The organism is Phormidesmis priestleyi BC1401 (assembly GCF_001650195.1).
Classification (GTDB): domain Bacteria; phylum Cyanobacteriota; class Cyanobacteriia; order Leptolyngbyales; family Leptolyngbyaceae; genus Phormidesmis_A; species Phormidesmis_A priestleyi_B.
Genome location: NZ_LXYR01000009.1, coordinates 45,837 through 72,356 on the forward strand (window position 1 = coordinate 45,837; position 26,520 = coordinate 72,356).

Consider the following 26,520-nt stretch of genomic DNA (forward strand, 5'->3'; position numbering starts at 1 on the left):
TCTTCAAGAAAAGTTGGGGATTTGAGTAAGCTACAAATTAGCTGCCGACGATCGTCGCCCTAGACACGATCGCGTTCTCTTCTACAGAGACGTGTCCATTTGCGTAAACGGTCGGCTGAGTCATAGGCGTAGCGACTGGCACGGGGTTTCGTGCCTCAATCAACTGAATGGCTCGGTTGACACTCTCTGGCAAAATCACGACAAGGCTGCCCGGAGTCGCCGTGTCAAGCGCTGTTTGAATCGCGGTTTCTTCATCAACGATGACTTCACAGCGGGCATCAGGCTTGGCTTGCTCAACGCCTTGGTGAATCCACTTTGCCGCTTCACCTCGATCGCGCCCCCGCGTATCGTCATCTTCTTTGATCACAATGCGATCGAAGATGGTTGCCGAGAGAGTGCCGAGAGACACAAAGTCTTCATCGCGGCGATCGCCCGGTCCACCAATCACGCCAATACGCTCTCCGGTGGTCCAGTTTTTGACAAACCCGCCCAAAGCCTCATAGCTGTGAGGGTTGTGCGCGTAGTCAATCAGAGCGTGGAAGGTGCCCAGATTAAACAGATTCATTCGACCAGGCGTTTGTTGGGTCGATGCTTGAAAAGTCACCAGCGCCGCGCGAATGTCTTCAATGCGAACGCCTTGAGCAAATGCTGCCAAACTCGCCGCTAACACATTGGCAATCATAAAGGGTGCCCGTCCGCCCAAAGTCAGAGGAACATTTACCGCTTGCTCAATTCTTAGCGTCCAGTCGCCTTTGAGAATCGACAGATAGCCATTTTCGTAAACGGCAGCGAGTCCGCCTCGCTGAGTGTGCGATCGAATCAATGGGTTGTCAGGATTCATCGAGAAGTAAGCGATTTGCGCCGATGCGTGATCTGCCATCGCTGACACCAGCGCATCGTCTGCATTCAACACCGCGTAGCCGTTGGGCATCGCTGATTCTGCCACCACGCTCTTGACTCGCGCCATATCGTCAATGGTGTTGATATCCCCTAGCCCCAGGTGATCGGCAGCGACGTTGAGCACTACGCCCACATCACAGGCGCTAAAGGCTAACCCCGATCGCAAGATTCCGCCTCGCGCACTTTCTAGAATCGCGACTTCCACCGTCGGATCTTGCAAAATCAGTTGGGCACTTTGCGGACCGGTGTTGTCTCCCGGCTCGACGAGATAGTCACCAATATAGGTGCCGTCTGTCGTCGTATAGCCAACCACTTGCTGAGTTTGTCTGAAAATGTGAGCAATCAGGCGAGTCGTTGTCGTTTTGCCGTTGGTGCCCGTGACCGCCACGATCGGCACTCGTCCCGGCGATCCTGGTGGAAACAGCATGTCGATCACAGGTTCTGCGACATTGCGAGGAATGCCTTCGCTGGGGCAAACATGCATTCTAAAACCGGGAGCCGCGTTGACCTCAACAATCACTCCATCCATCTCTCGCAGAGGCTTAGAAATATCAGTGGTCACGATATCAATTCCGGCGATATCTAGCCCAATAATTTTGACGACTCGCTGCGCCAACCAAACCGTTTCAGGGTGCACGTCATCGGTGCGATCGATCGCGATTCCGCCAGTGCTCAAGTTGGCAGTTGCCCGCAGATAGCAAACTTCACCGTCAGCCAGAACCGTATCGAGGCTATAGCCCTTCTGTTCTAATAGCTGCCAGGTGGTGCGATCGACCTCAATTTTGGTCAAAACGTTATCGTGTCCGTCTCCGCGCCGTGAGTCGCGATTGGTGTCTTCGATCAGGGCACTGATGGGGGATTGACCATCCCCGACTACATGAGCCGGAATTCGCTCTGCGACCGCGACGACTTTGCCATTCACGACGAGAACACGGTGATCGCTGCCTTCATAAAATCGCTCTACAATGACGGCTTTAGACACTTCCTTAGCGGCATCATAAGCGGCTTCTGCTTGCGCCCACTCGTTGATGTTAATCGTGATCCCGCGCCCATGATTGCCGTTGAGCGGCTTGACCACGATCGGGTAGCCGCCCAAATCGTCGATCGCATCCTGCAACTCATTCAAATAATTGATTACCGTCCCACGAGGTACCGGAATGCCCGCCGATCGCAGAATTTGCTTTGTGCCTTCCTTGTCACTAGCCAGTTCCACACCGAGAACGCTGGTGCGATCGCTCAACGTTGCCTGAATCTTTTTCTGATGAACGCCATAGCCAAGCTGAATCATGGCACGAGCACCCAACTCCATCCAGGGAATTCCTCGCGCTTCGGCTTCTTTCACCAGCGTCTCAGTGCTTGGACCCAAGGCTGTATCGGCTGCAAACTCGCGCAAATCCTTCAGGTCTTGCTGCAACTCATCAGCCGGATAGGTTCCGGTTGCGATCACACTTTCACAGAGTCGCACAGCCGCACGAGCCGCATATCGTCCTGCCTGCTCAGTTTCATATTCAATCACCACTTGATAAGTGCCAGGAGTTGCCGTCTCGCGAGTGCGTCCAAACCCGACGGGCATTCCTGCCAATTCTTGAAGCTCTAGCGCAACGTGTTCAATGATGTGCCCCATCATTGTGCCTTCCATAACTCGACTCAAGAACCCACCCCGGCAGCCAGGGGAGCAGAAGTGCTCAACCAGGCTGGGAAGCGTTGCGATTAAACCTTCATAGAAGCCAGGAATCTCGTTGGAGGGCGACTCCGCTAAGTCTTCTAAGTCTAGGCGCATGATCACGAGCTTGGTTCGTCGAATACTCCAATAATTGGGACCGCGTAGCGTCTGGATCTTGAGTATTTTCATAAGGCTAAAGTTAGAAAGTGACAGACTGGCTGCAAATGGCAGCCGACAACGAAGCGGCTATTTAATAAGTTGGGAGGAGAAGCTATAGCTCAGTGTCAAACGCAAGAAACATCTGAAACTGTTCATGATAAACAGTTCACACTTAAAAGTGCTTCTAAATCGCTGAGTAGGCTAACCGGGCTAAGAAGCAATCTAGACACTGATTCACCCATTCCAAAATGAGCGATGACATAACTATTAAAAATTGTAAATCTATCTACAGACAACTCATCATAGCAGCCGGGTCAATCCATAAGGCTAACTTGAAAATCCGCTTAAGTGAGAGGTGAAAGATTAAGAATAAAAGCTCAAAAATTGCGAAATCTGGAGGCTTTGATGCTTGATTTTACAGCCTCACTGTTGTCATTACGGAGAGCTTCCAGACGATCGCTTATTTAGATCGTAATAGCATCCTTGGCTGAGAATATGGACTCTTAAGTTGCAAATACACAGCGGGTCAGTGGCTCCCACCTCAGCCCGATTGGTGTAAGTCACTTCACCAGGGTCAATGATAGTGACGGTGCCTTTGCCCAAAACTTTCAGAGTGCCGTCTCCCTCAAACAAGGCACACGTGTCTTCATCGATGCCAATGCCCAAGCGATCGGGGTGAGCAGACACCGCACTCATCAAACGCGCCATCCGATTTCGGTTGTGAAAATGTTGATCCACAATCACTTCTGGAATAATGCCTAGCCCCAGAGTCATGTCTACCAAAGAAGAATTTGGTGATTCGCCGCTGCCGCCGCCTGCAATCATGTGATAGCCCATTACAGCAGCTCCGGCACTGGTTCCTGCCAGTGTGACCGAGCCAGACTGAGCGCGAGATCGCACAATCTCCATTACAGGCGTGTCTGACAGCAAAGCGCAGAGCCGTAGCTGGTCGCCTCCAGTCATAAAAATCCCGGTGCAGGTGCTGACATACTCTTGCACGATCGGGTCATCACACTGAGCGCGATCGCAGATATTGAGCACCTCGATCGCCTTTGCGCCCATCTCGGTAAAAATGGTGTGATATCGCTCTCCGATCACCACTGGCTCGCGAGAAGCACAGGGAAAAATGGCGATGCGAGCATCTTCGCCCCCAGCCCGCAAAAAAAAGCTTCGGAGGATGTCGCGTCCGTGCACTTTATCTTCTGCTCCCCCAATGACCATAATGGCGGTATCTGTGGGTTGAGGCATTTTCAACTTCGAGGACTGCAAAGCTAACTCTATCATGGGTGTCTCTACGACGTGAAACACATCAGTGGGGGACAATGGAGGGGCTTGTTTTGACAAGATTTTATAAACTAGACAGACTGATCGCTAACCTCAAAATGTTAAGTTTTGATTGATACAGATCATGCCAGATTATTAACCACAAGTTAAGTAATTCATAGACTTCTGCACGTGAGTTTTCCCTTAGCAGCGTGAGCTAGTTTTGAGACGCGATCGTCTCGCTTGTGTTCTTCAACTTCCTCTATCCTCTTCGCTCCCAATTTATGCGCTTTGACATCCTAACCTTATTCCCCGACTTCTTTGCTTCTCCCCTCGGTTCAGGGTTGCTTGGAAAAGCTCTTATCAAAGGGATTGCAGAGGTAAATCTGGTCAACCCTCGTGAGTTTGCGATCGACAAACACCGTCGAGTCGATGATGAGCCTTATGGCGGAGGGGTGGGGATGTTGATCAAGCCAGAGCCAGTGTTTGCCGCCGTGGAATCGTTGCCTGTTTTGCCTCGGCGACAGGTGATCTTTATGACTCCTCAAGGCAAACCGATGAATCAACCACTACTAAAAGAACTTGCACTTAACTACGATCAGATTGTCATTATTTGTGGACATTATGAAGGAGTTGACGAGCGAGTTCTCAATCTGGTCGATCGAGAGGTGTCCCTGGGTGATTTTGTGCTCACCTGTGGAGAAATCCCGGCGTTAGCATTATTAAATGGCACGATTCGGCTGCTCCCCGGCACGATCGGCAAAGAAGAATCTCTAAAAGCTGAAAGCTTCGAGGCAGGCTTGCTTGACTACCCTCAATACACGCGTCCGTTTACGTTTAGGGAATGGGAAGTGCCGCAGGTGTTGAGATCAGGGAACCATGCAGAAATCGATCGCTGGCGCAAAGAGCAGCAAATCGAGAGAACCCGGATTCGTCGCCCCGATCTCTATCAGCAATGGCTAGACGAAGAGAATCAGGGCGCAGATGCGAGTTAGAGCACCGTTAACTTAATGAATGGATGTTATGACAGGAAAATTTAAGCTTTTTTGTGCCACAGTCGCCAGCTATTGTTTGCTTTCATTCGGTTTGCCGATCGTCACTTTCCAGGGCAAAGCATTAGATTTCAATAACGCTGCCTATGCTAGAAGCAGTGGCGGACGAAGCAGTGGCGGCTCATTTCGGAGTTCGCCGTCTCGATCGAGCGGGTCAGGTGGGTCAAACAACTCATCTGGAGGCTACAGAGGCGGCGGCGGAGCGGTCTATGTCCCCTATGGAGGCTCCGGCTACGGCTATGGTGGTAGCTCGATCGGTGGATTTGGGTCACTGGTTGTAATGTTCATGCTCTTGGGCGGTGGCGGATTGCTCGTTTGGATGCTGCTTTCAGCCAGAAAAGGTCTCGGCTTGACTTCAGAACTCGATAACAATAAAGTGACGGTCAGCAAGCTTCAGGTTGCCCTGTTAGCCGAAGGTCGCGTCATTCAGTCGCAGTTGTCTGAAATTGTCCAAAATGCCGACACCGAAACGCCCGAAGGACTTCAGCAAGAACTTCAGGAAGTCATTCTGGCACTGTTGAGAATGCCCGAAAACTGGAGTCATGTGTCAGCGAGTTCGCAGACAGCCAAGACGCGCGAAGAGGCAGAGACGTTGTTTAATCAAGCCTCGATCGCCGAGCGCAGCAATTTTAGTGTCGAAACCTTAACCAATGTTGGCGGCAGAGTCAACACCAAAAAATTTACTCCCAATCCTGACGAAGATCCCGCATCTTACATCGTGGTGACTCTGATTATTGGAACGGCTGACGACAAGCCCCTATTTAACGAAGTTCGTACCACAGAGGCTCTGAAGGCGACCCTACAGAGGCTTGCATCAATCAACGCAAATTATTTGATGGTGTTTGAGCTACTTTGGAGTCCTCAAGATGAGAGCGACAGTCTCACTTATGATGAGCTGCTCACCGAATATTCAGGAATGATGCAGATTTAAAGAATCTATTCTGCTGGGGCAGAGCCGTTTTCAGGTTTAACTTGAGGCAAGCCAAGACTGTAATTTAAAACGCGGCTGTTGAGGTTGTAAGAAATCTCGCCTTTGTTAAGGAGCGATCGCACCAAATGCTCTAAGTCTGACCCGATGCGACGCAGATTATAATCGGTCAAGTCAGCCCCGTCAGAAGATTCGACTAACTCATCAAATTTGCGATAAATTTTTTGCAGCGCGTCATCATTCCAGTTCAGTTCGTTGTCTGGGTCAATGTCTAGCGTCAAAACGTTCTCACTGGGAACAAGTTCGTTATTTTTAACTTCAGCAGTAAAAATACGAATGTGGCGGGTTGTAGACTTTACTAAGGTCATAAAATTAATTGGCTGAGCCGGGTACACAAAACTTGCCACTGCAATTGTAATCGGACTTTAACACCAAATACGCTCCACCATCCGCGACATTTCAATAGAAGTTTTCAATGCTAGAACTTGAATAATACCGATGCCTAGCGGCTCTTTCATTCCTCTGGTTTTCACTATGTCTAAAGTTCTCAAACTCCTGTTCATTCGTCACGCTCAATCGACTGGCAACCAGCAAAAACGGATGCAAGGACACGGAGATTTTGAACTTTCTAGCACGGGCAGAATGCAGGCAGAAAAACTCGCGCAATATCTTTTGGCAGAATCCTGGCATCCGTCTCACGTTTACAGCAGTCCGCTTAAACGTGCCGCTCAAACTACAGAGATTCTGCTGTCTTTGTTTCAGTTAGCGCCGCTTCCTGCCACAGTCAGCGATTTGATCGATCCGTCGGCTGAGTCTTCGTCAGAAGAAATCGAGGAGAACAGCAGCGCGATCGCCGTCCAATATGCCGACGAACTCAAAGAATTTCAGAACGGAATTCTCCAAGGGTTAACCTGGTCAGAAGCTCAAAGTCGATACCCTGAGTTGTGTCATCGCTTAGAAGCCTCGCCTGACTGGATTCAAATCCCAGAAGCCGAATCGCTGCACGATGCCCGAACTCGTGCCCGTCAATTTGTCACGCAACTGATTGATCGCCACAGAGACGGCGATCGATTGTGGATTGTCAGCCATAGCTGGATTTTGCAGCACTTAATCGCTGAACTGTTGGGCAGCGATCGCTCTTGGCGAGTCAGAGCCAGCAACACGGCACTCTTTGAATTTTGGATCGACCGATCGCGCTGGCACCAAACCAGTCAAAATCGCTTTAACACTGACCTTTGGCAAATCCGTCGCTTCAACGATTCTCGTCACCTCAACTAGAGGGAATTCTTGTTTCGTCTATCCATCTACAGATCTCCTGTTATCATGATTTCTTAATAAAGTCGATCAGGGTTCATTCCGTACCAAACTGATGAGCATAACAGTGGATTCGGTTAACGATATCTTTCGACAGGCACACCAGGGAAGCGTTGCAGCCATTATTCAAGTGCTGAACGACAAACTCGCTGACTCTGGCATCAGAACTCGCGCCATCTTTGCTAACGGCATTTTGCAACTGCTCTGTGAAGCCCCCACCGCCGAGCAATTAGAGCAGACAATGCTCACCGATCGAGTGCAAAAAATCTTAGACGCGATCGAACCTCGCAGCGTTCGGCGAGTCAACATCAACAGCCGCATTGTCCGCGAACAGCAATTATTGTGGCTCGAAGAAATTAACCGTGACCCAGATGGACAGGTTCTCTGGTCAAAAGAAATTGTTCTAGAGCGCAAAAATCCTCTAAAGCGATTTCTAACCGATTGGCGAGAAGACCGCCTCGACAGTTTGGATCGCCCCAAAACAGTATCTCCTTCCCTGATTCGTGAAAAACACCAGTTTACCAAAGGCATCGTTGGTGGATTGGGATTAAGCGCTGCGCTGCTGTTAGCAGGTTGGGGGATTTACACCTGGCAAAATGGGCGATCGACGATCGCTCCAACTTCCCTCCAATCAGCCAGTGCGGTTAAGCCTGAACCAGACAATTTTGCAACGGCAGTTCGTTTAGCAGAGAGAGCCTCTGAAATCGGCAGAACGGCGCAAACCCCCGCCCAGTGGAAGAACTTAGCAGATACCTGGGGCAAAGCCTCCGCTCTAATGGGAACCGTTCCTGCCAGCGACAAACGCTATGCGATCGCCCTCGATCGCACCGCTCTCTACCGCAGGTACCAAGAAGCGGCACTCGAAAAAGTAAAGTAAGGGTTTTGTTTTAGTCAATGCTGCGACCCCGCACCGTTTGCGCTCTTTTGGGAATGGCGATCGGAGCTTGCTCGATCGTCCGCTCTTGCACTCGGTGAGTCTGAAAGTGCTTCCGCCACTCTTCGGGCGCATTCAGCGTTTCGCCACCGTGTTTGGTCAGACGTTGACGCACTTTGCACAACACTGGAGTGTTGACACACGCGCCAGATACGATCACTTGTCCTTTCGTCAAGGCAGGTAACTCTTTCAGCAAATCTCGACCTGCCGCTTCGACTCCATGCTTCAGGCTTTCTTGATCGACTGGGTTGACAATTCGCATGATGAATTGGCTCATACATTGAGACAGCACGTCGGAGTCAATCTTGCCCGGACGCTGCGTGATCAGTCCGATTCCGACCCCAAATTTTCGTCCCTCACTCAGAATTGTTCTCAGCACAGCTTTACAGCGAGACGGCTCGTGGGCAGGAGCAAAGCGGTGTGCCTCTTCGATCAAAATGAACACGGGGTAAGGCAGATAATTTTCGTCGCTGCTTTCGGTCAATCCTCGATGCGTGTTCATTCGCGCCTGGTTTGACTGTCGCAGCACCGCCGCACAGATCACCTGCTGCTCGTCTTGACTAATCTCATTCATTTGCAGCACTGTGACCTGCCCCGGCTCAAACAAATCTTTTGGGCTGACCGTGTGCTCAAACGTGTGAAAGTAGTCCGATCGCTCCAGTCGCTCTAGTTTCCACTCCAACGCAGGAGCCGAAGAACCCTGTTTGAGGTTGCCCTCGTCGTCTTCCTGCACGTCTGCCTCCCGCACCGCCGCAATCAAATCCTGAATGCCCCAGCGATAGTCACCTTTTTTGTGCTTTTGCAGAAGTCTGTAGGCTTTGTTGAGAATCGACTGTTGGCGATCGCTCATTTCAGGCAGCAGCGTCAAAATGTCTGAGTAATCCAGCGAGGACACTCGAATCCGAATATCGTCTGGGGTTAAAACCTTCACCTTAGGCGAATAGCCGTCGGGGTCTTGAAAGGCTGGATGACCGCGCATTTCGGTCAGAGTGCCATATTCTCCGTGAGGGTCGAGAATCAGCACCGCCGCTCGATTGTGAGGTGACAGCAGCTCTTCGACCAAAACGCCCGCCGTGTAAGATTTTCCCGATCCCGTCCCTGCCAGAATTGCCATGTGGGTGCTGACTAGCTCTTTGACATCTAGGGCGATCGGCACGGCACCCGCGTCTCTCAGCAGCAGCGACCCAATGTGAGCCGATCCAATTTCCTGGGGCTGTTTGCGATTGAGAATCTGCCTCAACATCTGATCGTCAGCCAGACACACCTTTGCGCCGGGATTCGGACTTTTACGAGGGTTCATGAATCCCAATGATCGGTCAAAATAGCCGATGACATCGACGCTGACCTCATAGATCTCAGGGTTGGCATAAGTGAAGCCTACAAGCGCCGCGATCGCTTCGGGACTGATCTCCGTATCGGCAAAAATGCGATCGGGCAAATGATCGATCAAACGACGCGCCGAAATTTTTCCTAAGATCTTGAACGCACTCTCATTCTCTCGGACTTCGTAGTAAACATATTCACCGATCTTGACCGAGCGATTGTCAGATGTGATGAACACATACTGATTCCCGTTTTCGCCCGGACCTTTGACCGTGCCAATCACCTTAAGAGAGAGAGAGGACGCTTGATTTAGGGTCATGCTTGCCAATCAACCGTTTTATAAATTTATCTGATCGTCTAACTGTTCGTTCAAGTGTACTATATCAACCCCAAAAAGAGAGAACGGTTTCATTTTTAAGGATTGATATAGCAATCCTTAATCAGTTGTAAACTCGGTCTGCCCTCCTCACGAAGTGGGGCGAAGCCCTCGCCAGCCCTCCTCCCCAAGGAGAAGGGAGCCAGAAAGTCAAAGTCCCTCTCCTTGGGGAGAGGGATTTAGGGTGAGGGTAAAATCTCTGCATCTCACAAGTTAATTAGGATTGATAGGCTCCCTTCTGCCCACTCTTGGCTATCTCAGTGCAAGTCTGGAGGTTTTAAGAATAGTACAAAGAAATCGTGGGGAAATTACGGTTACTCTAAAATTCTCTGCACGCTAATCTTATGGCTGATAATGCCATTGAACCAAGGCTTAACAAAAACTGGTTCCACTCAGCCCCTAAAAGACAGATCTACCCTGCTGCCATTTTTTAGAGTGAGGCAACCCTCCTAGTCAAGCAATCACTAAGGGCACGATCGCAGAATGTAAGCAGAGGTTTCGTGCGCTCACACAAAGCTACAAGAATGCAATTCCCTCACTAACCGCATAGGTGAAAGCACTGTCGTGCATCAACGTTCTAGCCAACCGACTCAGCAAATCTTAGACGCGCTTTTAGGACACAAAATTGCTCAGGTAGGGGTCGCCTCTCAGCCTGAGATTATGTTGTCTAAAATTGCTGCAATTTTGGGAGAAGAATTTAGAGCAGAAGGCTGTGTGATTTCTAGTTGCTCTCAGCATCTGACTCAGCGCCAAATGGCTGTCTGGTTTAGCAAGGATGTCAACGCCACTCAGCAAACCGAAGTTTTAGCAATCTATCCAACGCTTGAGGCTGAGACGTTGGACGCGGGAACTCCGATGATTGCGGATTTACAAATCAGTGATTCGGTTCCTGCGCGGAAGTCAGTCTCGATCGCAGCTATCCTGTCAGTCGTCACTCGCTTTCAAGGTCAAGTCAACGGAGCGGTTAGTCTCATCCGCTCCCATTCTCACCCGTGGACAGAGCCAGAAGTGACGACCCTAACGACGGTTTCTGACCAAGTTGCTGCTGCCGTTTCTCACATTCTGCTTCAGCAACAAGTTCTCAAACAGGCTCGATATCAGTCACTGATTCGAGAGTTGACAATGGCTATCCAAAACTCAGCGGATTTGCCGCACGTTCTCAAACTGGCAATTGACGGTACAGCCCAAGCCCTTCAGGTCGCTCAGGGTTCTGTGCTTCGCCTCAGATATTGGGACCCGCGCCATAATCTGCGTTCTTTAGATCGCATTCCTAAAGCCAGAGTGATTGTCGAGTGTCAGTGGCGAGACAATGACTCGATCGCTCCACCGCTCCAAATTTCCCTCTTAAATGAGGCTCCGGTCAGTCAATCTTTTTGGGTGTCAGAATGTGTGGTGTGTCAATATGCGGTCAATCATTCAGCCGCGCCGATCGTGTTAAGCAATAAGGGCGATTTTCCGGCAAAGACAGAGACGACGGGAATCGCACCGTTATTTGAACCTGAGCAGATGCCATCTCTGTTGGTGGTGCCGCTAGAGAGCAAAAATAAATTGCTGGGGTTTATCACCCTTCAGCACGATCAGCCTCGCGAGTGGCAGCCTGATGAGATTGAGTTTGCTCAATTGATCGGTGCTCAAATTAGTTCTGCTATCATTCAAACTGAGACGCTGCGCCAGGTTGAATCACTGGTCGAAGAGCGCACGGCTCAACTGCAACAAAGCTTAGAGGTTCAGGCAAAGCTGTATGAGACTACTCGCAGACAGATTGAAAAACTGCGGGAAATGAATCAGCGCATGGATGAGTTTCTCAGCACGTTGAGCCACGAATTGCGAACTCCTTTGACCAGCATGATGCTGGCGATTCGGATGCTGCGCGAAGCAGATTTGTCGCCCGATCGTCGTGCTCGATATCTGACCATTCTGGAGCAGCAGTGCGCTCAAGAAACGAGTCTGATCAACGATTTGCTGACACTTCAAGAACTGGAGAGCAAACAAGTCGCGATTCAGCTTCAGACCGTTAATCTCAAACAAGTAATCACTGATGTGAGCCAGTCCTTTCATCAGCGTTGGGCACTCAAAGACCTGAATCTAGAAATCGAGTTACCACTTCGATCGCCTGCTCTCAATACAGATTTGGCAAGTCTCAATCGCATTCTGTTAGAGCTGTTGACCAACGCTGGCAAATATTCAGACCCTGGCAGCACGGTTTCAGTCAACGTTTCACAGCAAAGCGGACAGCAGATTTCGATCACCGTCTGCAACAATGGATCTGGCATCTCAGAAGCAGAACTGCCCTACATTTTTGAGAAGTTTAGACGATGCCAGGGCATGACCCAAAACGCGGTGCCCGGAACCGGGTTAGGACTCGCGCTCGTGAAGAGTCTAGTGCAGCACTTAAATGGCACGATCGAGGCATCTAGTTTGCCGACCAGTGGCGTTCATCTCGAAACTCGCTTTACGGTGACGCTGCCACAGAATCTCGAAATCGCTCAATAGTTCTGATTCGGATTCGATCGTGCGGTGTTTGTAGCCAATTACAGCAAAAACCAGACCATATCTTATTCGGAACTCTCACGCCTTCTCAGAAATTTAGTCAAGGTGTCGAGGCTTTCCAGATTCAAGCGGGAAGACTGAGTATAATAACCTGAAGCTATGTTACAAACCATCTCACCCAAACCTCTGCGCTGGCAACAGCAAACCGATTCTCCACTGGCGCGCCAAGTGGACGTTTCGCTGTCGGCGGCTAAGTTTGGCTTTTATCTGTGGTGGGATAGTCACATTGCAGCCCGTTCTTCGTCACGTCGCGATCGCCGCGCGCAGTGGCTCGTCAACAAGCTGCTCAATTTGGGTCCGACGTTTATCAAGATTGGGCAAGCGCTCTCGACTCGTGCAGATTTGCTGCCGATCGAATATGTCAAGGCGCTCTCTCAGCTTCAAGATCGTGTCCCAGAATTTAGCGCTGACCAGGCGATCGCGATTATTGAATCTGAACTAAATAGCCCACTTCACACCCTTTATCGCGAGTTCGATCGGGTGCCTTTAGCCGCCGCGAGTTTAGGGCAAGTCCATCGAGCCAGACTGCACACAGGCGAAGAAGTCGTCGTCAAAGTTCAGCGTCCGGGACTCGACCAATTATTTGACTTAGATCTCAAAATATTAGATCGAGTCGTGCAGTTGAGTACGCGCTACTCTGCGACCGCGAGACAATATGACCTCAACGCGATTTATCAAGAGTTTGCTGAAATTCTTCATAAAGAAGTTGACTACGTTCAAGAAGCGATGAACGCCGATCGCTTTCGTCATAATTTTGCCGATCATCCCCGCATTGTGGTGCCCAAGATTTATCCTCGCTACACCACAAAACGGGTGTTGACGATGGAGTATGTGCCCGGAATTAAAGTGAACGATCGTCGGAGTTTAGAAGCGATCGGGATCGATCCTAAAGATATCAATCACCTGGGTATTTGCGCCTATCTCAAGCAACTGCTGCAAGATGGCTTCTTTCAGGCTGATCCCCATCCCGGCAATATGGCGGTGACGCTCGACGGACGGCTGATTTTCTACGACTTTGGCATGATGGCTGAAGTGATGCCAATCAACCGCGATCAGATGGTGAAAACCTTCTTCGCAGTCTTGAAAAAAGACACCGACGAAGTAATTCACACTCTGACCGATATGGGCTTGATTGAGCCGATGTCAGACATGACTCCTGTGCGGCGAGTGCTAGGGTTTTTAATCGATCGCTTCACCGATAAACCTGTCGAACTTCAGGCGTTTAATAACTTGCGGAATGAGCTGTATGCGCTGTTTGAGAAGCAGCCTTTTCGACTGCCTGCCAAGATGACCTTTATTATCAAAGCGTTGACGACTTTAGATGGAGTGGCGCGCGATTTAGACCCACAATATAGCTTGCTGATTGCCGCAAAACCGTTTGTGAAAAGTCTAGTGATAACGGCACCCAAACATCACGGCAGTGGCTTGGGTGAGTTGGCGCGTCAGGCTCAGAGTTTTCTGACTTATCAAATTCGCAAACCCAACTCGGCAGAACTGGCGATTCAGCGACTCGAAGAGCGGATAGAACAAGGAGAGTTGCAGATTCGAGTCCAATTCGAGAGCGATCGTCATATTAAAACCCTACACTTAGCAGTGAAATCCTTAATTTACGCCTGCTTGACGGGGTTCTCAGGTTTGTCAGGGGTCGTGCTGCTCGTGGGCGCTTATCAAGGAGGCGCGATCGCAAGTTTCGTGGTCGCTGGCGTGTTTGGCACGTTTCTAATCAAATCGCTGATTCGACTTGCCTTGAGAGAACGGCTCGAATCTCTTCGCAACGCACCGTAAAATTGCTTCGTAGATTAATTTGTCCGCCATAAAATCCGTCTAGGGTGTAGAAAGGATCAAGGATGTCGTTTGCCTCCGCTCTAGTAAGGCAGACTGCACCTTCTAACCTTTCTGCATACGGCGCTATGGTTTCCACGGTTTTCTCGAAAGATTTTCGGCGTTATTGGCTATTGGCTTTGGCAGCAGTTGGAGTGGCGATCGTTCTCAGTGCTTGCAACCCTCAATTCTATCGAACGTCCGCCGCACAAGTGCCCCAACTCGTTGATTTTACTCTCAGCGACCCCAAAAGCTTTAACTACGCGCTGATTAACGAAGACCCCAACGTCGCCTCACTAATGTATGAGGGACTGATCACCGAAAATGGATTGACGGGAGCAGTCGAGCCAGCCCTAGCAGAATCGTGGAAAATCTCCGACGACAAAAAACGCATTGAGTTTACGCTGCGTCCGGGGCTGAAATGGTCAGACGGTCAACCGCTGACGGTGGATGATGTGCTCTTCACCTATCAAGATATTTTTCTCAATCCTGGCATTCCAACTGACATTCAAGATGTGCTGCGAATCGGCAAAAGTCGCGTGTTTCCCAGCGTGCGAAAAGTGGACGATCGGCGCGTCGAGTTCACCACGCCAGAACCATTTGCCCCGTTTTTAAGAACCTTGGGGCTGGCAATTCTGCCTAAACACATTCTGCAAGAAGCAGTCAAAACCAAAGGCAGCGACGGCAATCCCCTGTTTCTTTCGACCTGGGGCACCGGAACTGACCCCAAAAAGATTATTTGCAATGGTCCTTATATGCTTGATGGCTACGCGACGAGTCAGCGAGTCATCTTCCGACGCAATCCATACTATTGGCGCAAAGACGCTCAGGGAAAGGCTCAACCCTACATTGAGCGGATCGTCTGGAGTATCGTTGAAAATCAAAATACCGCCTTGCTGCAATTTCGATCGGGCGGACAAGATATCTCAGAGCCGATTCGACCCGAAGACTTCACGCTGTTGAAGCAGGAAGAAAAGCGCGGCAAATTTAAGATGTATATCGGAGGTCCGCGACCTGTCACAACGTTTATGGCGTTTAACCTCAATCAGGGCAGTCGCAAAGGCAAGCCGCTCGTTAACCCGATTAAATCGAAGTGGTTTAACAACGTCAAGTTTAGACAAGCCGTGGCGTATGCGATCGATCGCGACCAGATGAACAACAACATCTATCGCGGGTTGGGCGCGTTGGTCGAATCGATCATCATGGAGCAAAGCCCCTATTATCAGCCGCCTGCACCCGAAAAGGCGTATCGATTTGACCCCAAAAAATCGAAACAACTGCTGACCGAAGCAGGCTTTAAATATGATGCAAAAGGGCAGTTATCAGACGCAGACGGGCATCGAGTGCGCTTTAACTTAATCACCAATGCGGGAAACACGGTGAGAGAAGCCTCGATCGCCCAGATCAAACAAGACTTAGCCAGAATCGGGATGCAGGTTGATTTGAACCCGATTAACTTTAATACAATGATCGATAAACTCGACAACACTCTCGATTGGGATGCTTATTTGATCGCGATGGGCAACTCACGAGAGCCAAATTCGGGGTCTAACATTTGGTCTCCCACTGGCTCATCTCACAACTTCAACCAGCCATCGCTGCCTAGCAAGCCGATCGAAAATCGAGTCGTGGCAGATTGGGAAGCAGAAATCGGTCGCCTCTACATTGAGGGCGCACAGGAGCTTGACGAGACCAAACGTAAGGCGATTTATGGCAAAATCCAGCAGCTTGCTCACGAAAACCTGCCCTGGATTACGTTGATGAATGCGCGGGTTATGGCGGTGGTGCGCGATCGGGTGGAGGGCGTAAACTATCCTGAGTTAGGCGGTGCCTTGTGGAATATCCAAGACCTCAGAGTGGTCGATTAAAACAGAATGCTTCTTTCGATTACGGTTCTCTCACAAATTTGGCGTGGGTTTATTAAACCTTTTACAAAAGTCCCTGCCCTCACCCTAAATCCCTCTCCCCAATGTGGGAGAGGGACTTTGAAATCTGGCTCCCCTTCTCCCAAGTTTGGGAGAAGGGGTTGGGGGATGAGGGCATCTTCGGACTTTTGCAAGAAGCCTATTGGTTTGGAAATGACGATCGGGCTGCAATCCACATCCCGATCATGCTTTTTTCCGCAGTTTTGGCACGGGCTACAGCCTCGTCGTTATCCATCCTGACCGCATGGCATATGGAGAATTTCGCTAAATTCGCTCAATCGACTCCTCGATCGATTCGATAAAGTACGCCCATATCAGCCGCGACGGAATCATTGTTGGTAAAGTAAGAAGGTTCTCAAATGGCTATATTCTCTCTTAGTATCAAAAAAGCTTCTTGAATCACACAGATTCAGGAATGCTGACCTTGAGAGAGACCATCAAACTCGCTAACCTCCTAAAGAGGTAGGCTTCTTCACAATTCTGCCTTTAGAATCCACTTACCCATCAGCGTGCGTTCTGTGTGATTGCTATCTACCCCGGAAGCTTTGACCCAATTACCTTCGGACACCTCGACATTATTAAGCGAGGCAGTCACTTGTTCGATCGGGTGATCGTGGCGGTGCTTCGCAACCCCAATAAAACTCCTCTGTTCACCATTCAAGAGCGAATGCACCAAATTCGTCAAGCGACCCAACTGCTTGGCAATATAGAAGTTGACAGCTTTGAAGGGCTGACCGTGACCTATGCAAAACTTCGGGGTGCCAGCGCTCTACTGCGAGGGTTACGCGCTATCTCTGACTTTGAAATGGAGTTGCAGATGGCGCACATCAACAAAACGCTGTTTGATCAGATTGAGACCGTTTTTTTGACTACCTCAAATGAATATAGTTTTCTGAGCAGCAGTGTCGTCAAAGAAGTTGCCAAATTTGGCGGCGCGATCGATCATCTTGTCCCCCACCACGTCGCTTTAGATATTTACAAATGCTACGCCAAGACTCATCCGCCAGCATTAGCCCCGACGGTCTCCACGCCAATGGAGCTGCCTCCGATCGAGCCGCCTACCGAGACGATGCGCGAGTAGGCACACCCGATATTCAACGAGAACTCAATCGGATTGAGGAAATGATTCTCGACAGTCCGCGCATTCCTCTCAGCCGCCGCACGATGATCGATGAGGAGCAATTTCTCGATCAGCTTGATTTGGTGCGGTTGAGCTTGCCAGAAGCCTTTCACGAGGCAGAAGAAATCGTGCGGCAAAAAGACGAAATCTTGATGCAGGCAGAGCAATATGCTCAAGACCTGATCGAGGAGGCTGAACGTCGCGCCGCTCAAATCACCAACGAAACGGGGATCATTCGCCAAGCCGAACTGGAGGCACAGCAGATTCGCGCTCAGTTGCAGCAGGAGTGTGAAGCCGTTCAGGAACAAACGATCGCTGAACTCGAACGCACTCGCCGCCAAGCACAGCAAGACCTCGAAGAGATGCGACGGCTGGCGATCGAAGAGTGTGAAGACATTCAAAACGGGGCAGATGGCTATGCCGATCGGGTGCTTCGAGACATGGAGGCACAGATGGCAGAAATGCTGCGAATCGTTCGCAATGGTCGCCAACAACTGCAAATTAACCAGCCCGACACTCAGGCGGCTCGTGCTAAAGAAAGTGCCGTTCGAGCCAACCAAGCGGGCAAAGGAGGAGAGCGCAAGAGTTAGTCAAATGCCTGATTCAAACGCTTAAACCGCAGCAGGATCTGGCTTCACCTTTACCTGATCAATCTCCTGATCAGCACGTTGGCAACTTCAATGGATGAGGCACCAGTTTTGATCATTCGATCGTCGCAGCATTGCCATCTAGAGGACGCGACAAGCCTCTCGACAGTTGCTCCGATGCTGCTTAGTCATCCGCAGCCATTGAGTGCCGCTCAGCGTCAAAAAGTCTCCATCAAAACGATCGCGTCATCTAAACGCCGCTCCTCTGAGAAGACTTTTCATTTCACGATACAGTCGCCTTCAGGCTGATTTACCTTTTGACCTGAAATTTCGTATTCGATTAATTCGCCCGTTTCTCGGTCTCTTACACTTCTAACGGTTGCGGACGAGTACTCTGCGTTGTCAGTCTTTGTCCCTTTAGGAAACGAGATCTCAAGAACTGCAATCATTCGATCATCTGCGACATCAGCAGCTCCGCCCATACCTGGCATGTACTTCTCAACATACTGCTTATAGGTCATCGCTTCAAAAGACTTTAATGTCGCACCGATATCTTTTCTCAGTTTGCTGTTAAAGTCAGCTCGATTAAATAACCGTAAGCGACTGCCGCCATTCCCAGGAAACCGCAAAGGTAGGCGCCTTGCTTTCGATGGATTCTCTTGTGGTTTTGTAGGAACCTGTTCGTTGTTAGATTGTGCAGAAGCATTTACTCCAAAATCGACTGCGATCGCCAAAAACGAGGCAAACAATCCGATCGTCAATTTGTTTTTCATAGTTGCCGTCATCCAACCCGTTTTAGGAGTTGAATTCTTGTTTCTTCTGTAGAACTTCTGCTCGGTGGGCAGAGAAATCAGAGGGTCAGGGGTATTAGCATCAACTATTAACACCCTTTTATCACACTCTTACTTCAAGAAACTGCTAAACAGCCACAGAATCACAAACGTCACTAGGCTGACAAAGACTTCTGCCCCCAACTGAATTGGGAGATAGACCTTCAGAATGCTTTCTAGCGCAGCGCCGATCGCAAAACCCAGCAGCAAACCACCCAGACCCAGCAGCACCGCTTTTCCTAACTTGCGTTCTTTTCGATAGAGGAAGTAGAGCGTTGAACCGACGCTGACCGCCATCGCTAGCTGCAGCACGGCATCGGTCGGAGACAGCACCACCAACCCACCTAAAAGAAATTGAACTCCCCCAGGCAAGGCAATATCGACCTTGCTCGGCGTATCGACCAGATTGGTCAACCACGCAGGAGAATTTTTAGGCAGGGTAGGCATCGCCGAGGGAGCCGCCTGAGCTAACTTCTCAGGGAACCGAATCCGATCGGGAACGGGAATCTTCCCCTCCTGACGCATTTTGAGCCGTTCCATTAACACCGCATCATAGGCGGCTTCTACCTCCAGCCGCTGCTTTTCATCGCCAGCAAACTCTTCTAGCAGCTTGCTGCGGGCACTCTGAATCTCCTCAAAGGTTGCCCCTTCAGGGACTCCAAGCTTTTCGTAGGGATTTCGATCGCTCATCATGCTATTACTCCACCTTCTCTCCAAGGTAACTTAGCGCGACGCGGGTCACAAGCTTTTTTGAGGAAACGTAGCTTACCAAGCTATTCTAGTCAAAACCTGAGGCATACTAATGCTGATGGCAAAATTATCTCGTGTAGTTACAGATGTAGGTATGATTTTATCTATCTCTGCAAGTTACCCTTAGTTTCCACCACTACCCCCTCCCAACGCAAGGTTATGGTCATGGCTCCAGCCAAGATTCTCGTAGTAGACGATGACCCGGCAATCCGGAAGTTGATCCATCGCTATCTCACTCAGCAAACCTATCAAATGGAGTCTGCTGAAGACGGCAAGACTGCGCTGACGATGTTTGAGCAGTTCAACCCTGACTTGGTGATTTTAGATGTAAACCTGCCTGATGCCAATGGCTATAATCTCTGTCAAGAAATGCAGAGTCGCACCGGGGTGTTTGTGCTGATGTTGACCAGCCGCACTGATGAAGCGGACAAGATTCGTGGGTTTAGTCAAGGTGCTGATGACTACATCACAAAGCCGTTTAGTCTAGGAGAGTTGGGCGTTCGAGTGGGCGCAATTCTCAAACGTCAGAGAATTGTGACACCTGCCGAGCAACAGTGCCTCGTCTTTGACAAACTGGCGATCGATCCGGTGCGGCGTGAAGTCAAGCTCAACGAAGACTTTGTGCCTCTGACTGCCCTAGAGTTTGATTTACTTCACTTTTTGGCGGGTCACCCAGGTCGAGTGTGGCGACGGGCAGAGTTGATTCAAGAAGTCTGGGATTATGAGTATGTGGGGGATCAGCGGGTGGTTGATGTCCACATTGGTCAGATTCGTAAGAAAATTGAGATTGATACGAGTCAGCCTGCGCTAATTCAGACCGTCCGTGGGGTTGGCTATAAGTTTGAGTCACCGCCTGCTGCCAGTTGAGATTGCGGCAAGTTTGTAGAGATGCTTTATGGAACGTCTCTACAAATGACGGTTTTCTTTAGCAGGTAATGGATCTTAGCCAAAGCTGGATTACTGCTTTTCGGTTTCCATCTAATCGGTTTCCCCAGCGAGTGGGAATAACCATCAGTCCACAGCCAATCGCCCCGGACGGACAGAGATTTTCCAGCTTACGGGATAATAGAAGCCGTTCTCAAGTAAGCAGCGTCCTAATCAAGTTGAGTACAGCCATATCAGCTTAAACAATTTTTGAGCAGTTCTCGAAAAAAGGCAAATAGCCATTTATGGAGTGCCTGTAAAATAAAAACCTAAGAAAAAAGCTTGAAAGGGTCATCTGCAAACTCTTCCAAGCTTCCTATGAGCTTGACCCTAAGCCTTTAAACTAGACAAATATCTCCTTGATGAACACCATAACCCACCGCTTATGGTTTAGCAGTTTATAGGATCAGTCCAACCTTCTGTGATTTTTCTCTCACGATCGCTGGAGGCTTCCTATTGCAAATTGTCAGTCAGACCAGGCAAAATCTTTTTTAGATTGCCGTTTAGAATAGGGAATCTTAGACCAGTATCAACTTTAAAAATAACCAAAATGGACTTTATTGCAGAACTCGAAAAGAAGACGCAAGCTTTAATTGCAAGTGGAATGTCAGAATTAAAAGAGATTGAAGCTCAACAGCAACGGCAAACCCAAATTGCAGAAATTGCTGAAGAGATTCGTCAGCGGCTTGTGCCTCTAGTAGAGAAGGTTGAAACCTTAATCGGGCAGTTTGCTCAACAAACCGTCAGCAATAGCCTTACTCTGAAGCAGCTAGAGCAACAAAAAGAGACGTTAGAAGCGCAGATTCAGCAGGCAGAAGTGCTTGCCGAAGCAAAGATTGATGAAAAACTGCTGCAAGAAGAAGAGAGGCTTCTGGCAAAACAAGACGCTGAATCTTTGAGAGAATGGAGACTGCGAGTCAAAGAGGAATTAATTGAGCTGATTGAGGAGCAGGACGACTTCTATAGAGCCACAGATGTCGCAATCGCTGTCAAAGGATACGCTGATGATCTTAAAGAAACTGGAGCATTGGAGGAAGTCGTCAATCGACTGGTTGAGCAGATTAACCGCTACGATCGCAAAGCCAGTGAAACTGGATCGCCCGCCGCAAAATTTAGGGGCAGTTATGAAAATACGCTCAATTTCATTGTCGATGTGGCTCACCGAAACCGACAGGCAGCCATCGATCCGCCTAGAAGCGAGTTTACATCTCGCCAAGTAAAACCTTCTAGTAGAACGACTGCTTGTGAAGGACTGGGTGGAAAAGTAGTGATTGTGGGCGGTCACGATCGCCTAGAAACGGCAGTCCGAAATCGGCTCCGTCAATCAGAAGTCGAATTGGTTTGGGCAACTTCTCAAACAGGACCGGGTATTTGGGCACAGGTCGAAGCGCAACTTCCTGGCGCAGACCTTATCATCGTCTTAACAGGTTATGCTTCGCACAAGCTGACAGAGAAAATATTGAGTGGAAAAGGCGGGAGAACCCCTACTTACCTGACTACCACTGGCATGACTCGTTTGGTTGAAGCGATCGAGGTGGGTTTAAAGTCTCAGCAGCTTTCTCAGCAGCTTGGGAAATCGAGAAGTGCTTAAAACCTGAGATTATGCGATTTTGGGTGCTTCAGAATATTGGATCGTGGGCTACCTCGGCATCGGTGGCAGAGACTATATCGGCAAACCAAAGCAACCCACGATCGCGATTTGCACGCTTGTTAAGGAAGAGTATCAGAGAGGCTTATTTCGAGGTAGCGACCCTTGCGGTATCTGCAAAGCAGCGCGATTACTTTCCCCAACGTTTCTAGACCTGTGGCTAACAGTAGAACAAGTCTTCAAATTATTTAATCCCGTTCTAAAGTCTGAATAAGGGGACAAGATACCGATTTTTCTCCTGACCAGTCGGTTAACACATGATCACTCTGATAATGTCGAGGAGTCTGCATCAGTAAATGCCAAGCCTGCTCTCCGTTGACTAAATTAAAGCGCTCAGGATAGTGAGTTTTTAGCAACTCTTGAAGCACTGGATAATAGTCAGAATTCATCGCAGGAAAGATGTGATGCTCTGTGTGGTAAGAAAAGTTTAGATGCAGTAGGTCAAATAGCTTAGGGACTCGAAGAGAAACACTATTAATTAACGGATCGTTAACGTCAGTTATCTCACAAAGCATATGATTTGTGAAAATATAAAACATTGCCATCGCATATCCAATCGCGATCGGGAGAAAGTAGCCAAGCACGAGTTGAATCGGACTAAACCCCAAATATGCAATCACGCTGAGATGAAGTGCAAACACGATCGAGAATTCTCTCGCAATTGCCCAGCGCTCTTTAACACTCACCGCAAAGCTAGCCGGAACATAATCGACCGATCGGTGATTAAACAGCAGCACAGACGTGAGATTGCGAAAGCCATGCACTCCCCAAGCCATCGCCATGCCCAGCATTAACCCCAGAGGATGAACTTCAGAAGAGGGAATAAATTGATTTTGAATCCATTTCCCCCAAGTGTTGGGCTGCTCTTTGAGATAGCTGCGATCGGGGTCACTCAACGAATTTGTTTTTGAATGGTGTTCGCGATTATGAACTGCCTTCCACAGCGTCGGGGGCATCCACCAAATGGCTAGTGCGATCAAGCTGATGAAATAATTCAGCCGAGGATTTCTCATAACGCCCCCGTGCATCAAATCGTGAGAGCTAAACAACAACACCGTCACACTGTTGCCCATCACGATCGCCAGAGGCAAATAAAGCCACAAAAAAACGGGGTTCCACTGATCTAATTTGGCAGCGATCGCCCATCCAAGCATCAAAATCGCCAGATTAATTCCCAAAATCAACAGCTTATTGGGATCGGGGTCAAACGCTTCAGAAGGAAGAAGAGGACGCAAGAATTTCGCATAACTTGCTTGAGGAATGAGCGTTTGATTATCAACAGATTTCATGCGTGGGTCTTAGAATAGTAGGTCAAACTTCGATAGTCTAAATAGGGTTTAAAGATTCTATTTAGATCAGAGTGGAGTAGTAACCATTAGTGAGTGACTACTCCACAAGCTATTCATAATCTTAACGTCCGAATCCTCAACTTAGAGCGAGACGATCGGCAAATTAAATCAATGCACATTATCGTCAAAAACACTTAATAAAAATGCTGAAGTTTTGACGAAAAATCGGTGTTGAATAATGACGAAATAAGCCGTAATCGTTTTGTTAAAGACGACATAATTTAATGCTTAAGCATCTTCAACTGACTCACGATTTAGACTCTAAAATTCTTCATCAGTTAGCGTCTCGATCAATAGATCAACCTGTCTTTGACGTTGAGCCAAAAACGTCTCACACTGCCTCAAATATCTGACAGCCGCCGAAAATTGCTCAAACACATCCGCAAGCTCTAACTCGCCTGACTCAATGCCCGACAAAATTGATTCAACTTGGGCAACCGTGGCTTCATAGTTCCAGTCGTGTTGAAACGATCGCTCAGATGGGCTGCTCTCGATCGTCGAGTCTTTATCCGCTTCGATTTGTTTTGACTGACCTGCATTTGAGCCAGGGGAAATATTCATGCAGCGCCCCGGAGTGAAGGTGACCTCTAATATTTATAGTCTCTATTCGTTAAAAGTGGATGATGCCTCTGAGACTTTGGTGACTTTGACGATCAAGCGTCCTTGCCCTAATTGAATCGATAAATCCTGACCTGGAGAGAGTCCTGATGTCGATCGGGCAATGCTTCCATTCATTTGTCGCACCACGGCGTATCCTCGCTGAAGCACGGCTTGAGGATCAAGAGTTGCTAACTTTTCTTGCAGAAGTTGATGATATTGAGCCGCTTCTTGAAACGATCGCTGAGTGGACTGAATCAGGCGCTGTCTCAGCCAAGTTACGACCTGGGCTTCTTGTTTGAGTTGACGATCGAGCTTTAGCCGTTTGAACCGATCGCGCAAATCCTGTAAGCGATCGTGTTCGACTTCTAAATAGTTCATCACGGCAGAATTGAATGCCTGAACTCGATCCTGATGTTCGGCGTGCAGGTCTGATAGAGATGGAATTGCTTGTTCGGCGGCAGCGGTTGGCGTGTGGGCACAAACATCCGCCGCGAGGTCTGCCAGAGACTCATCGCGCTGGTGTCCAATCCCGGCGATGACCGGAATCGAGCAATTCGCCACGGCTCGAACCACAAATTCATCATTAAAACACGCCATATCTTCGATCGCACCGCCGCCGCGTGATATAATTAGTACATCTGCTCTGCGATCTCGTTCGACTCGTGCGATCGCTGCCACGATCGATGCTGGAGCCTGCTCTCCCTGCACCAATGCCGGGGAAAACAGCACCCGCAACCCTGGATAGCGACGTTTAAGAGTCCGTTGGATGTCTCCCCAAGCAGCCGCTTGAGGCGATGTCACCACTGCAACGGTCTGAGGATGAGCGGGTAACGGGCGCTTTCTCTCTGGGTCAAAGAGTCCTTCTTGCTCTAGGCGGTTTCGTAGCTGCCGATAGCGCAGAGCCAGCAGTCCTTCTCCTGCCGGGAGTGCTTGCCAGACAATCAACTGGTAGCTGCCTCGCTGAGGGTGGAGGCTGATGCGACCCAGCAAAATCAACTGTTCTCCTGGCTCTGGCAGAGTCGCTAATTTGTCGAGTTGGCTATGCCAAACCACGCAGCTAACGGCGGCTTTGGCATCGGGGTCTTGCAGGGTAAAAAACAACCCACTGCGATATTTCGACGCGCTGGAGACTTCCCCCGTCACCCAAACTTGACGGAGTTGGTCATCTTGCTCAAGCAGCCGTTGAATGTAGGCGGTTAACCCACCCACCGATAAGGCAAAATTCGGCACGATCGAGCTATGCACATTCAACGACATCGCGGGTAACCTGGAGAAAGAAGCATCGAACTATAGACTGATTGTCATCACGATTTCTAACTCCCATGCTACAAGGTTAAACACGAGTAGCCCTGACAGACTCCAGATCTAAACTCTTCCTCTCTACAACTTTTCTATTTTGAGGCGCTAATGGCTAGCAGTAAGACAACCGAAGGTTCCGACAAGCAAAAAGCCCTAACGATGGTGCTCACCCAGATCGAGCGCAACTTTGGGAAAGGCAGCATTATGCGTTTGGGTGATGCCACCCGGATGAAGGTTGAAACCATCCCTAGTGGCGCTCTGACGCTAGATCTCGCGCTGGGTGGTGGCTTGCCAAAGGGTCGGGTGATTGAGATTTATGGTCCCGAAAGTTCGGGTAAGACGACGGTGGCGCTGCATGCGGTTGCCGAAGTCCAAAAAACGGGCGGGACGGCTGCCTACATTGATGCTGAACACGCGCTCGATCCCAAATATGCAGCCGCACTGGGCGTTGATATCGCCAATCTATTGATCTCTCAGCCTGACACCGGGGAAGCCGCCCTGGAGATTGTGGATCAATTGGTACGATCGACCGCCGTTGATATCGTGGTCATTGACTCAGTAGCGGCTCTCGTTCCTCGCGCTGAAATTGAGGGTGAGATGGGCGATTCTCACATGGGTCTGCAAGCCCGTCTGATGAGCCAAGCCCTTCGCAAGATTACCGGAAACATCGGTAAGTCGGGCTGCACGGTTGTCTTCATCAACCAGCTACGTCAAAAAATCGGGGTCACGTATGGTAGCCCCGAAACCACCACAGGCGGACAAGCGCTGAAATACTATGCGTCTGTGCGTCTCGATATTCGTCGGATTCAGACCTTAAAGCGGGGCAACGAAGAATATGGCAACCGCGCCAAAGTAAAAGTTGCCAAAAACAAGGTTGCACCTCCATTCCGGATCGCGGAATTTGACATCATCTTTGGTAAAGGCATCTCCACGATCGGGTGTCTGGTTGACCTGGCAGAAGAGACGGGCGTGATTGTCAGAAAGGGTGCCTGGTATAGCTATAACGGCGACAATATCAGCCAGGGACGCGATAACGCCGTCAAATACATGGAAGAGAAGCCTGACTTTGCGAAGGAAGTTGAAAAATTGGTGCGCGAGAAGCTTGAAATGGGAGCCGTAGTTTCTGCCAACTCGGTCGGAGCGGCTGACCCAGAGGATGAAGAAGACGAAGAATTTGTTGAGGAATAAGCTCGATCGGACTTCTT

At 49.5% G+C, this 26,520-nt stretch carries 24 protein-coding genes; 15 read left to right on the plus strand and 9 right to left on the minus strand.

The features are described from left to right. Positions 1–37: 37 nt before the first annotated feature. Both cphA and A8707_RS07140 read right to left on the minus strand, forming a co-directional pair. A complete protein-coding gene (cphA, locus tag A8707_RS07135) occupies positions 38–2,752 on the minus strand; it encodes a cyanophycin synthetase (RefSeq protein ID WP_068816117.1) in 2,715 nt (904 codons plus the stop codon). Positions 2,753–3,157: 405 nt separating this feature from the next. Beyond that, positions 3,158–3,970 (minus strand): cyanophycinase, encoded by an 813-nt coding sequence (locus A8707_RS07140; protein WP_197484667.1) that lies wholly within the window; start codon positions 3,968–3,970, stop codon positions 3,158–3,160. A 299-nt stretch (positions 3,971–4,269) separates the two neighbouring features. On the opposite strand from A8707_RS07140, the gene trmD reads away from it, so the two are divergent. Both trmD and A8707_RS07150 read left to right on the plus strand, forming a co-directional pair. Then, on the plus strand, positions 4,270–4,980 hold the full coding sequence (trmD, locus tag A8707_RS07145) for a tRNA (guanosine(37)-N1)-methyltransferase TrmD (RefSeq protein WP_068816119.1): 711 nt from the start codon (positions 4,270–4,272) through the stop codon (positions 4,978–4,980). Positions 4,981–5,008: 28 nt separating this feature from the next. Next, positions 5,009–5,968 carry a DUF1517 domain-containing protein gene (locus A8707_RS07150; RefSeq protein WP_068816120.1) on the plus strand — a complete coding sequence of 320 codons (960 nt, stop codon included), beginning with the start codon at positions 5,009–5,011 and terminating at the stop codon, positions 5,966–5,968. Between the two features lie 5 nt (positions 5,969–5,973). On the opposite strand, the gene ndhM is transcribed toward A8707_RS07150, so the two are convergent. Beyond that, positions 5,974–6,333: an NAD(P)H-quinone oxidoreductase subunit M gene (ndhM, locus tag A8707_RS07155; protein ID WP_068816121.1), complete on the minus strand. Its 360-nt coding sequence runs from the start codon at positions 6,331–6,333 to the stop codon at positions 5,974–5,976. Between the two features lie 166 nt (positions 6,334–6,499). Between ndhM and A8707_RS07160 the strand changes: the two genes are divergently transcribed. Beyond that, positions 6,500–7,243 carry a histidine phosphatase family protein gene (locus A8707_RS07160; RefSeq protein WP_068816178.1) on the plus strand — a complete coding sequence of 248 codons (744 nt, stop codon included), beginning with the start codon at positions 6,500–6,502 and terminating at the stop codon, positions 7,241–7,243. Between the two features lie 103 nt (positions 7,244–7,346). Next, positions 7,347–8,156 carry a hypothetical protein gene (locus A8707_RS07165; RefSeq protein WP_197484668.1) on the plus strand — a complete coding sequence of 270 codons (810 nt, stop codon included), beginning with the start codon at positions 7,347–7,349 and terminating at the stop codon, positions 8,154–8,156. Positions 8,157–8,166: 10 nt separating this feature from the next. Here the strand turns inward: A8707_RS07165 and A8707_RS07170 are convergent, their stop codons facing one another. Continuing rightward, on the minus strand, positions 8,167–9,855 hold the full coding sequence (locus A8707_RS07170; protein ID WP_068816123.1) for an ATP-binding protein: 1,689 nt from the start codon (positions 9,853–9,855) through the stop codon (positions 8,167–8,169). Positions 9,856–10,476: 621 nt separating this feature from the next. Here A8707_RS07170 and A8707_RS07175 point away from each other — a divergent pair. The 7 genes from A8707_RS07175 to A8707_RS29565 all read left to right on the plus strand — a co-directional run bounded on the left by A8707_RS07175 (position 10,477) and on the right by A8707_RS29565 (position 18,224). Then, positions 10,477–12,405 (plus strand): sensor histidine kinase, encoded by a 1,929-nt coding sequence (locus tag A8707_RS07175; protein WP_068816124.1) that lies wholly within the window; start codon positions 10,477–10,479, stop codon positions 12,403–12,405. A gap of 156 nt (positions 12,406–12,561) precedes the next feature. After that, positions 12,562–14,247, plus strand: coding sequence for an ABC1 kinase family protein (locus A8707_RS07180; protein WP_068816125.1), 1,686 nt, complete (start codon positions 12,562–12,564; stop codon positions 14,245–14,247). Between the two features lie 125 nt (positions 14,248–14,372). After that, a complete protein-coding gene (locus A8707_RS07185) occupies positions 14,373–16,151 on the plus strand; it encodes an ABC transporter substrate-binding protein (protein ID WP_068816126.1) in 1,779 nt (592 codons plus the stop codon). 101 nt (positions 16,152–16,252) lie between these two features. Beyond that, positions 16,253–16,510: a hypothetical protein gene (locus tag A8707_RS07190; RefSeq protein ID WP_068816127.1), complete on the plus strand. Its 258-nt coding sequence runs from the start codon at positions 16,253–16,255 to the stop codon at positions 16,508–16,510. Positions 16,511–16,728: 218 nt separating this feature from the next. Next, a complete protein-coding gene (gene coaD, locus A8707_RS07195; protein WP_068816128.1) occupies positions 16,729–17,289 on the plus strand; it encodes a pantetheine-phosphate adenylyltransferase in 561 nt (186 codons plus the stop codon). Next, positions 17,190–17,918 carry a hypothetical protein gene (locus A8707_RS07200; RefSeq protein WP_197484669.1) on the plus strand — a complete coding sequence of 243 codons (729 nt, stop codon included), beginning with the start codon at positions 17,190–17,192 and terminating at the stop codon, positions 17,916–17,918. Before coaD ends, A8707_RS07200 begins: the two co-directional genes overlap by 100 nt. A 90-nt stretch (positions 17,919–18,008) precedes the next feature. Further along, positions 18,009–18,224 carry a hypothetical protein gene (locus A8707_RS29565; protein ID WP_156518403.1) on the plus strand — a complete coding sequence of 72 codons (216 nt, stop codon included), beginning with the start codon at positions 18,009–18,011 and terminating at the stop codon, positions 18,222–18,224. Here A8707_RS29565 and A8707_RS07205 read toward each other — a convergent pair. Together A8707_RS07205 and A8707_RS07210 are read right to left on the minus strand one after the other, a co-directional pair. Next, positions 18,194–18,802, minus strand: a complete 609-nt coding sequence (locus tag A8707_RS07205) for a hypothetical protein (RefSeq protein ID WP_156518405.1) — start codon at positions 18,800–18,802, stop codon at positions 18,194–18,196. The genes A8707_RS29565 and A8707_RS07205 overlap by 31 nt on opposite strands. A 15-nt stretch (positions 18,803–18,817) precedes the next feature. Beyond that, the gene (locus A8707_RS07210; protein WP_231947967.1) at positions 18,818–19,438 is read right to left on the minus strand and encodes a CPP1-like family protein; all 621 of its coding nucleotides are present in this window, start codon (positions 19,436–19,438) and stop codon (positions 18,818–18,820) included. Positions 19,439–19,660: 222 nt separating this feature from the next. On the opposite strand from A8707_RS07210, the gene A8707_RS07215 reads away from it, so the two are divergent. From A8707_RS07215 to A8707_RS07225, 3 genes are all read left to right on the plus strand, one after another. Beyond that, positions 19,661–20,362 carry a response regulator transcription factor gene (locus A8707_RS07215; protein ID WP_068816131.1) on the plus strand — a complete coding sequence of 234 codons (702 nt, stop codon included), beginning with the start codon at positions 19,661–19,663 and terminating at the stop codon, positions 20,360–20,362. Positions 20,363–20,969: 607 nt separating this feature from the next. Continuing rightward, the gene (locus A8707_RS07220; protein ID WP_068816132.1) at positions 20,970–22,010 is read left to right on the plus strand and encodes a DUF2325 domain-containing protein; all 1,041 of its coding nucleotides are present in this window, start codon (positions 20,970–20,972) and stop codon (positions 22,008–22,010) included. Positions 22,011–22,029: 19 nt separating this feature from the next. Further along, positions 22,030–22,281, plus strand: a complete 252-nt coding sequence (locus A8707_RS07225; protein ID WP_068816133.1) for a hypothetical protein — start codon at positions 22,030–22,032, stop codon at positions 22,279–22,281. Here the strand turns inward: A8707_RS07225 and A8707_RS07230 are convergent. The 3 genes from A8707_RS07230 to xseA form a co-directional block, all read right to left on the minus strand. Continuing rightward, positions 22,256–23,356: a fatty acid desaturase family protein gene (locus tag A8707_RS07230; RefSeq protein WP_068816134.1), complete on the minus strand. Its 1,101-nt coding sequence runs from the start codon at positions 23,354–23,356 to the stop codon at positions 22,256–22,258. The genes A8707_RS07225 and A8707_RS07230 overlap by 26 nt on opposite strands. 321 nt (positions 23,357–23,677) lie before the next feature. After that, complete coding sequence (gene xseB / locus A8707_RS07235; RefSeq protein WP_082906266.1) at positions 23,678–23,977, minus strand: exodeoxyribonuclease VII small subunit; 300 nt, start codon at positions 23,975–23,977, stop codon at positions 23,678–23,680. Positions 23,978–24,019: 42 nt separating this feature from the next. Continuing rightward, positions 24,020–25,273, minus strand: a complete 1,254-nt coding sequence (xseA, locus tag A8707_RS07240) for an exodeoxyribonuclease VII large subunit (RefSeq protein ID WP_068816135.1) — start codon at positions 25,271–25,273, stop codon at positions 24,020–24,022. A 150-nt stretch (positions 25,274–25,423) separates the two neighbouring features. Here xseA and recA point away from each other — a divergent pair, with 150 nt between their 5' ends. Further along, positions 25,424–26,503, plus strand: a complete 1,080-nt coding sequence (gene recA, locus A8707_RS07245) for a recombinase RecA (protein WP_068816136.1) — start codon at positions 25,424–25,426, stop codon at positions 26,501–26,503. Positions 26,504–26,520: the final 17 nt, after the last annotated feature.

What these genes read in the sequence shown, in the direction of transcription:
- cphA (WP_068816117.1), bottom strand. Translation starts at nt 2,752, where the DNA reads ATGAAAATACTCAAGATCCAGACGCTACGCGGTCCCAATTATTGGAGT.
- A8707_RS07200 (WP_197484669.1), top strand. Translation starts at nt 17,190, where the DNA reads ATGCTACGCCAAGACTCATCCGCCAGCATTAGCCCCGACGGTCTCCAC.
- A8707_RS07230 (WP_068816134.1), bottom strand. Translation starts at nt 23,356, where the DNA reads ATGAAATCTGTTGATAATCAAACGCTCATTCCTCAAGCAAGTTATGCG.
- A8707_RS07190 (WP_068816127.1), top strand. Translation starts at nt 16,253, where the DNA reads ATGTGGGAGAGGGACTTTGAAATCTGGCTCCCCTTCTCCCAAGTTTGG.
- A8707_RS07150 (WP_068816120.1), top strand. Translation starts at nt 5,009, where the DNA reads ATGACAGGAAAATTTAAGCTTTTTTGTGCCACAGTCGCCAGCTATTGT.
- A8707_RS07140 (WP_197484667.1), bottom strand. Translation starts at nt 3,970, where the DNA reads ATGCCTCAACCCACAGATACCGCCATTATGGTCATTGGGGGAGCAGAA.
- trmD (WP_068816119.1), top strand. Translation starts at nt 4,270, where the DNA reads ATGCGCTTTGACATCCTAACCTTATTCCCCGACTTCTTTGCTTCTCCC.
- A8707_RS07220 (WP_068816132.1), top strand. Translation starts at nt 20,970, where the DNA reads ATGGACTTTATTGCAGAACTCGAAAAGAAGACGCAAGCTTTAATTGCA.
- A8707_RS07210 (WP_231947967.1), bottom strand. Translation starts at nt 19,438, where the DNA reads ATGATGAGCGATCGAAATCCCTACGAAAAGCTTGGAGTCCCTGAAGGG.
- A8707_RS07215 (WP_068816131.1), top strand. Translation starts at nt 19,661, where the DNA reads ATGGCTCCAGCCAAGATTCTCGTAGTAGACGATGACCCGGCAATCCGG.
- A8707_RS07185 (WP_068816126.1), top strand. Translation starts at nt 14,373, where the DNA reads ATGGTTTCCACGGTTTTCTCGAAAGATTTTCGGCGTTATTGGCTATTG.
- A8707_RS29565 (WP_156518403.1), top strand. Translation starts at nt 18,009, where the DNA reads ATGGATGAGGCACCAGTTTTGATCATTCGATCGTCGCAGCATTGCCAT.
- ndhM (WP_068816121.1), bottom strand. Translation starts at nt 6,333, where the DNA reads ATGACCTTAGTAAAGTCTACAACCCGCCACATTCGTATTTTTACTGCT.
- xseA (WP_068816135.1), bottom strand. Translation starts at nt 25,273, where the DNA reads ATGTCGTTGAATGTGCATAGCTCGATCGTGCCGAATTTTGCCTTATCG.
- A8707_RS07170 (WP_068816123.1), bottom strand. Translation starts at nt 9,855, where the DNA reads ATGACCCTAAATCAAGCGTCCTCTCTCTCTCTTAAGGTGATTGGCACG.
- A8707_RS07180 (WP_068816125.1), top strand. Translation starts at nt 12,562, where the DNA reads ATGTTACAAACCATCTCACCCAAACCTCTGCGCTGGCAACAGCAAACC.
- xseB (WP_082906266.1), bottom strand. Translation starts at nt 23,977, where the DNA reads ATGAATATTTCCCCTGGCTCAAATGCAGGTCAGTCAAAACAAATCGAA.
- A8707_RS07160 (WP_068816178.1), top strand. Translation starts at nt 6,500, where the DNA reads ATGTCTAAAGTTCTCAAACTCCTGTTCATTCGTCACGCTCAATCGACT.
- recA (WP_068816136.1), top strand. Translation starts at nt 25,424, where the DNA reads ATGGCTAGCAGTAAGACAACCGAAGGTTCCGACAAGCAAAAAGCCCTA.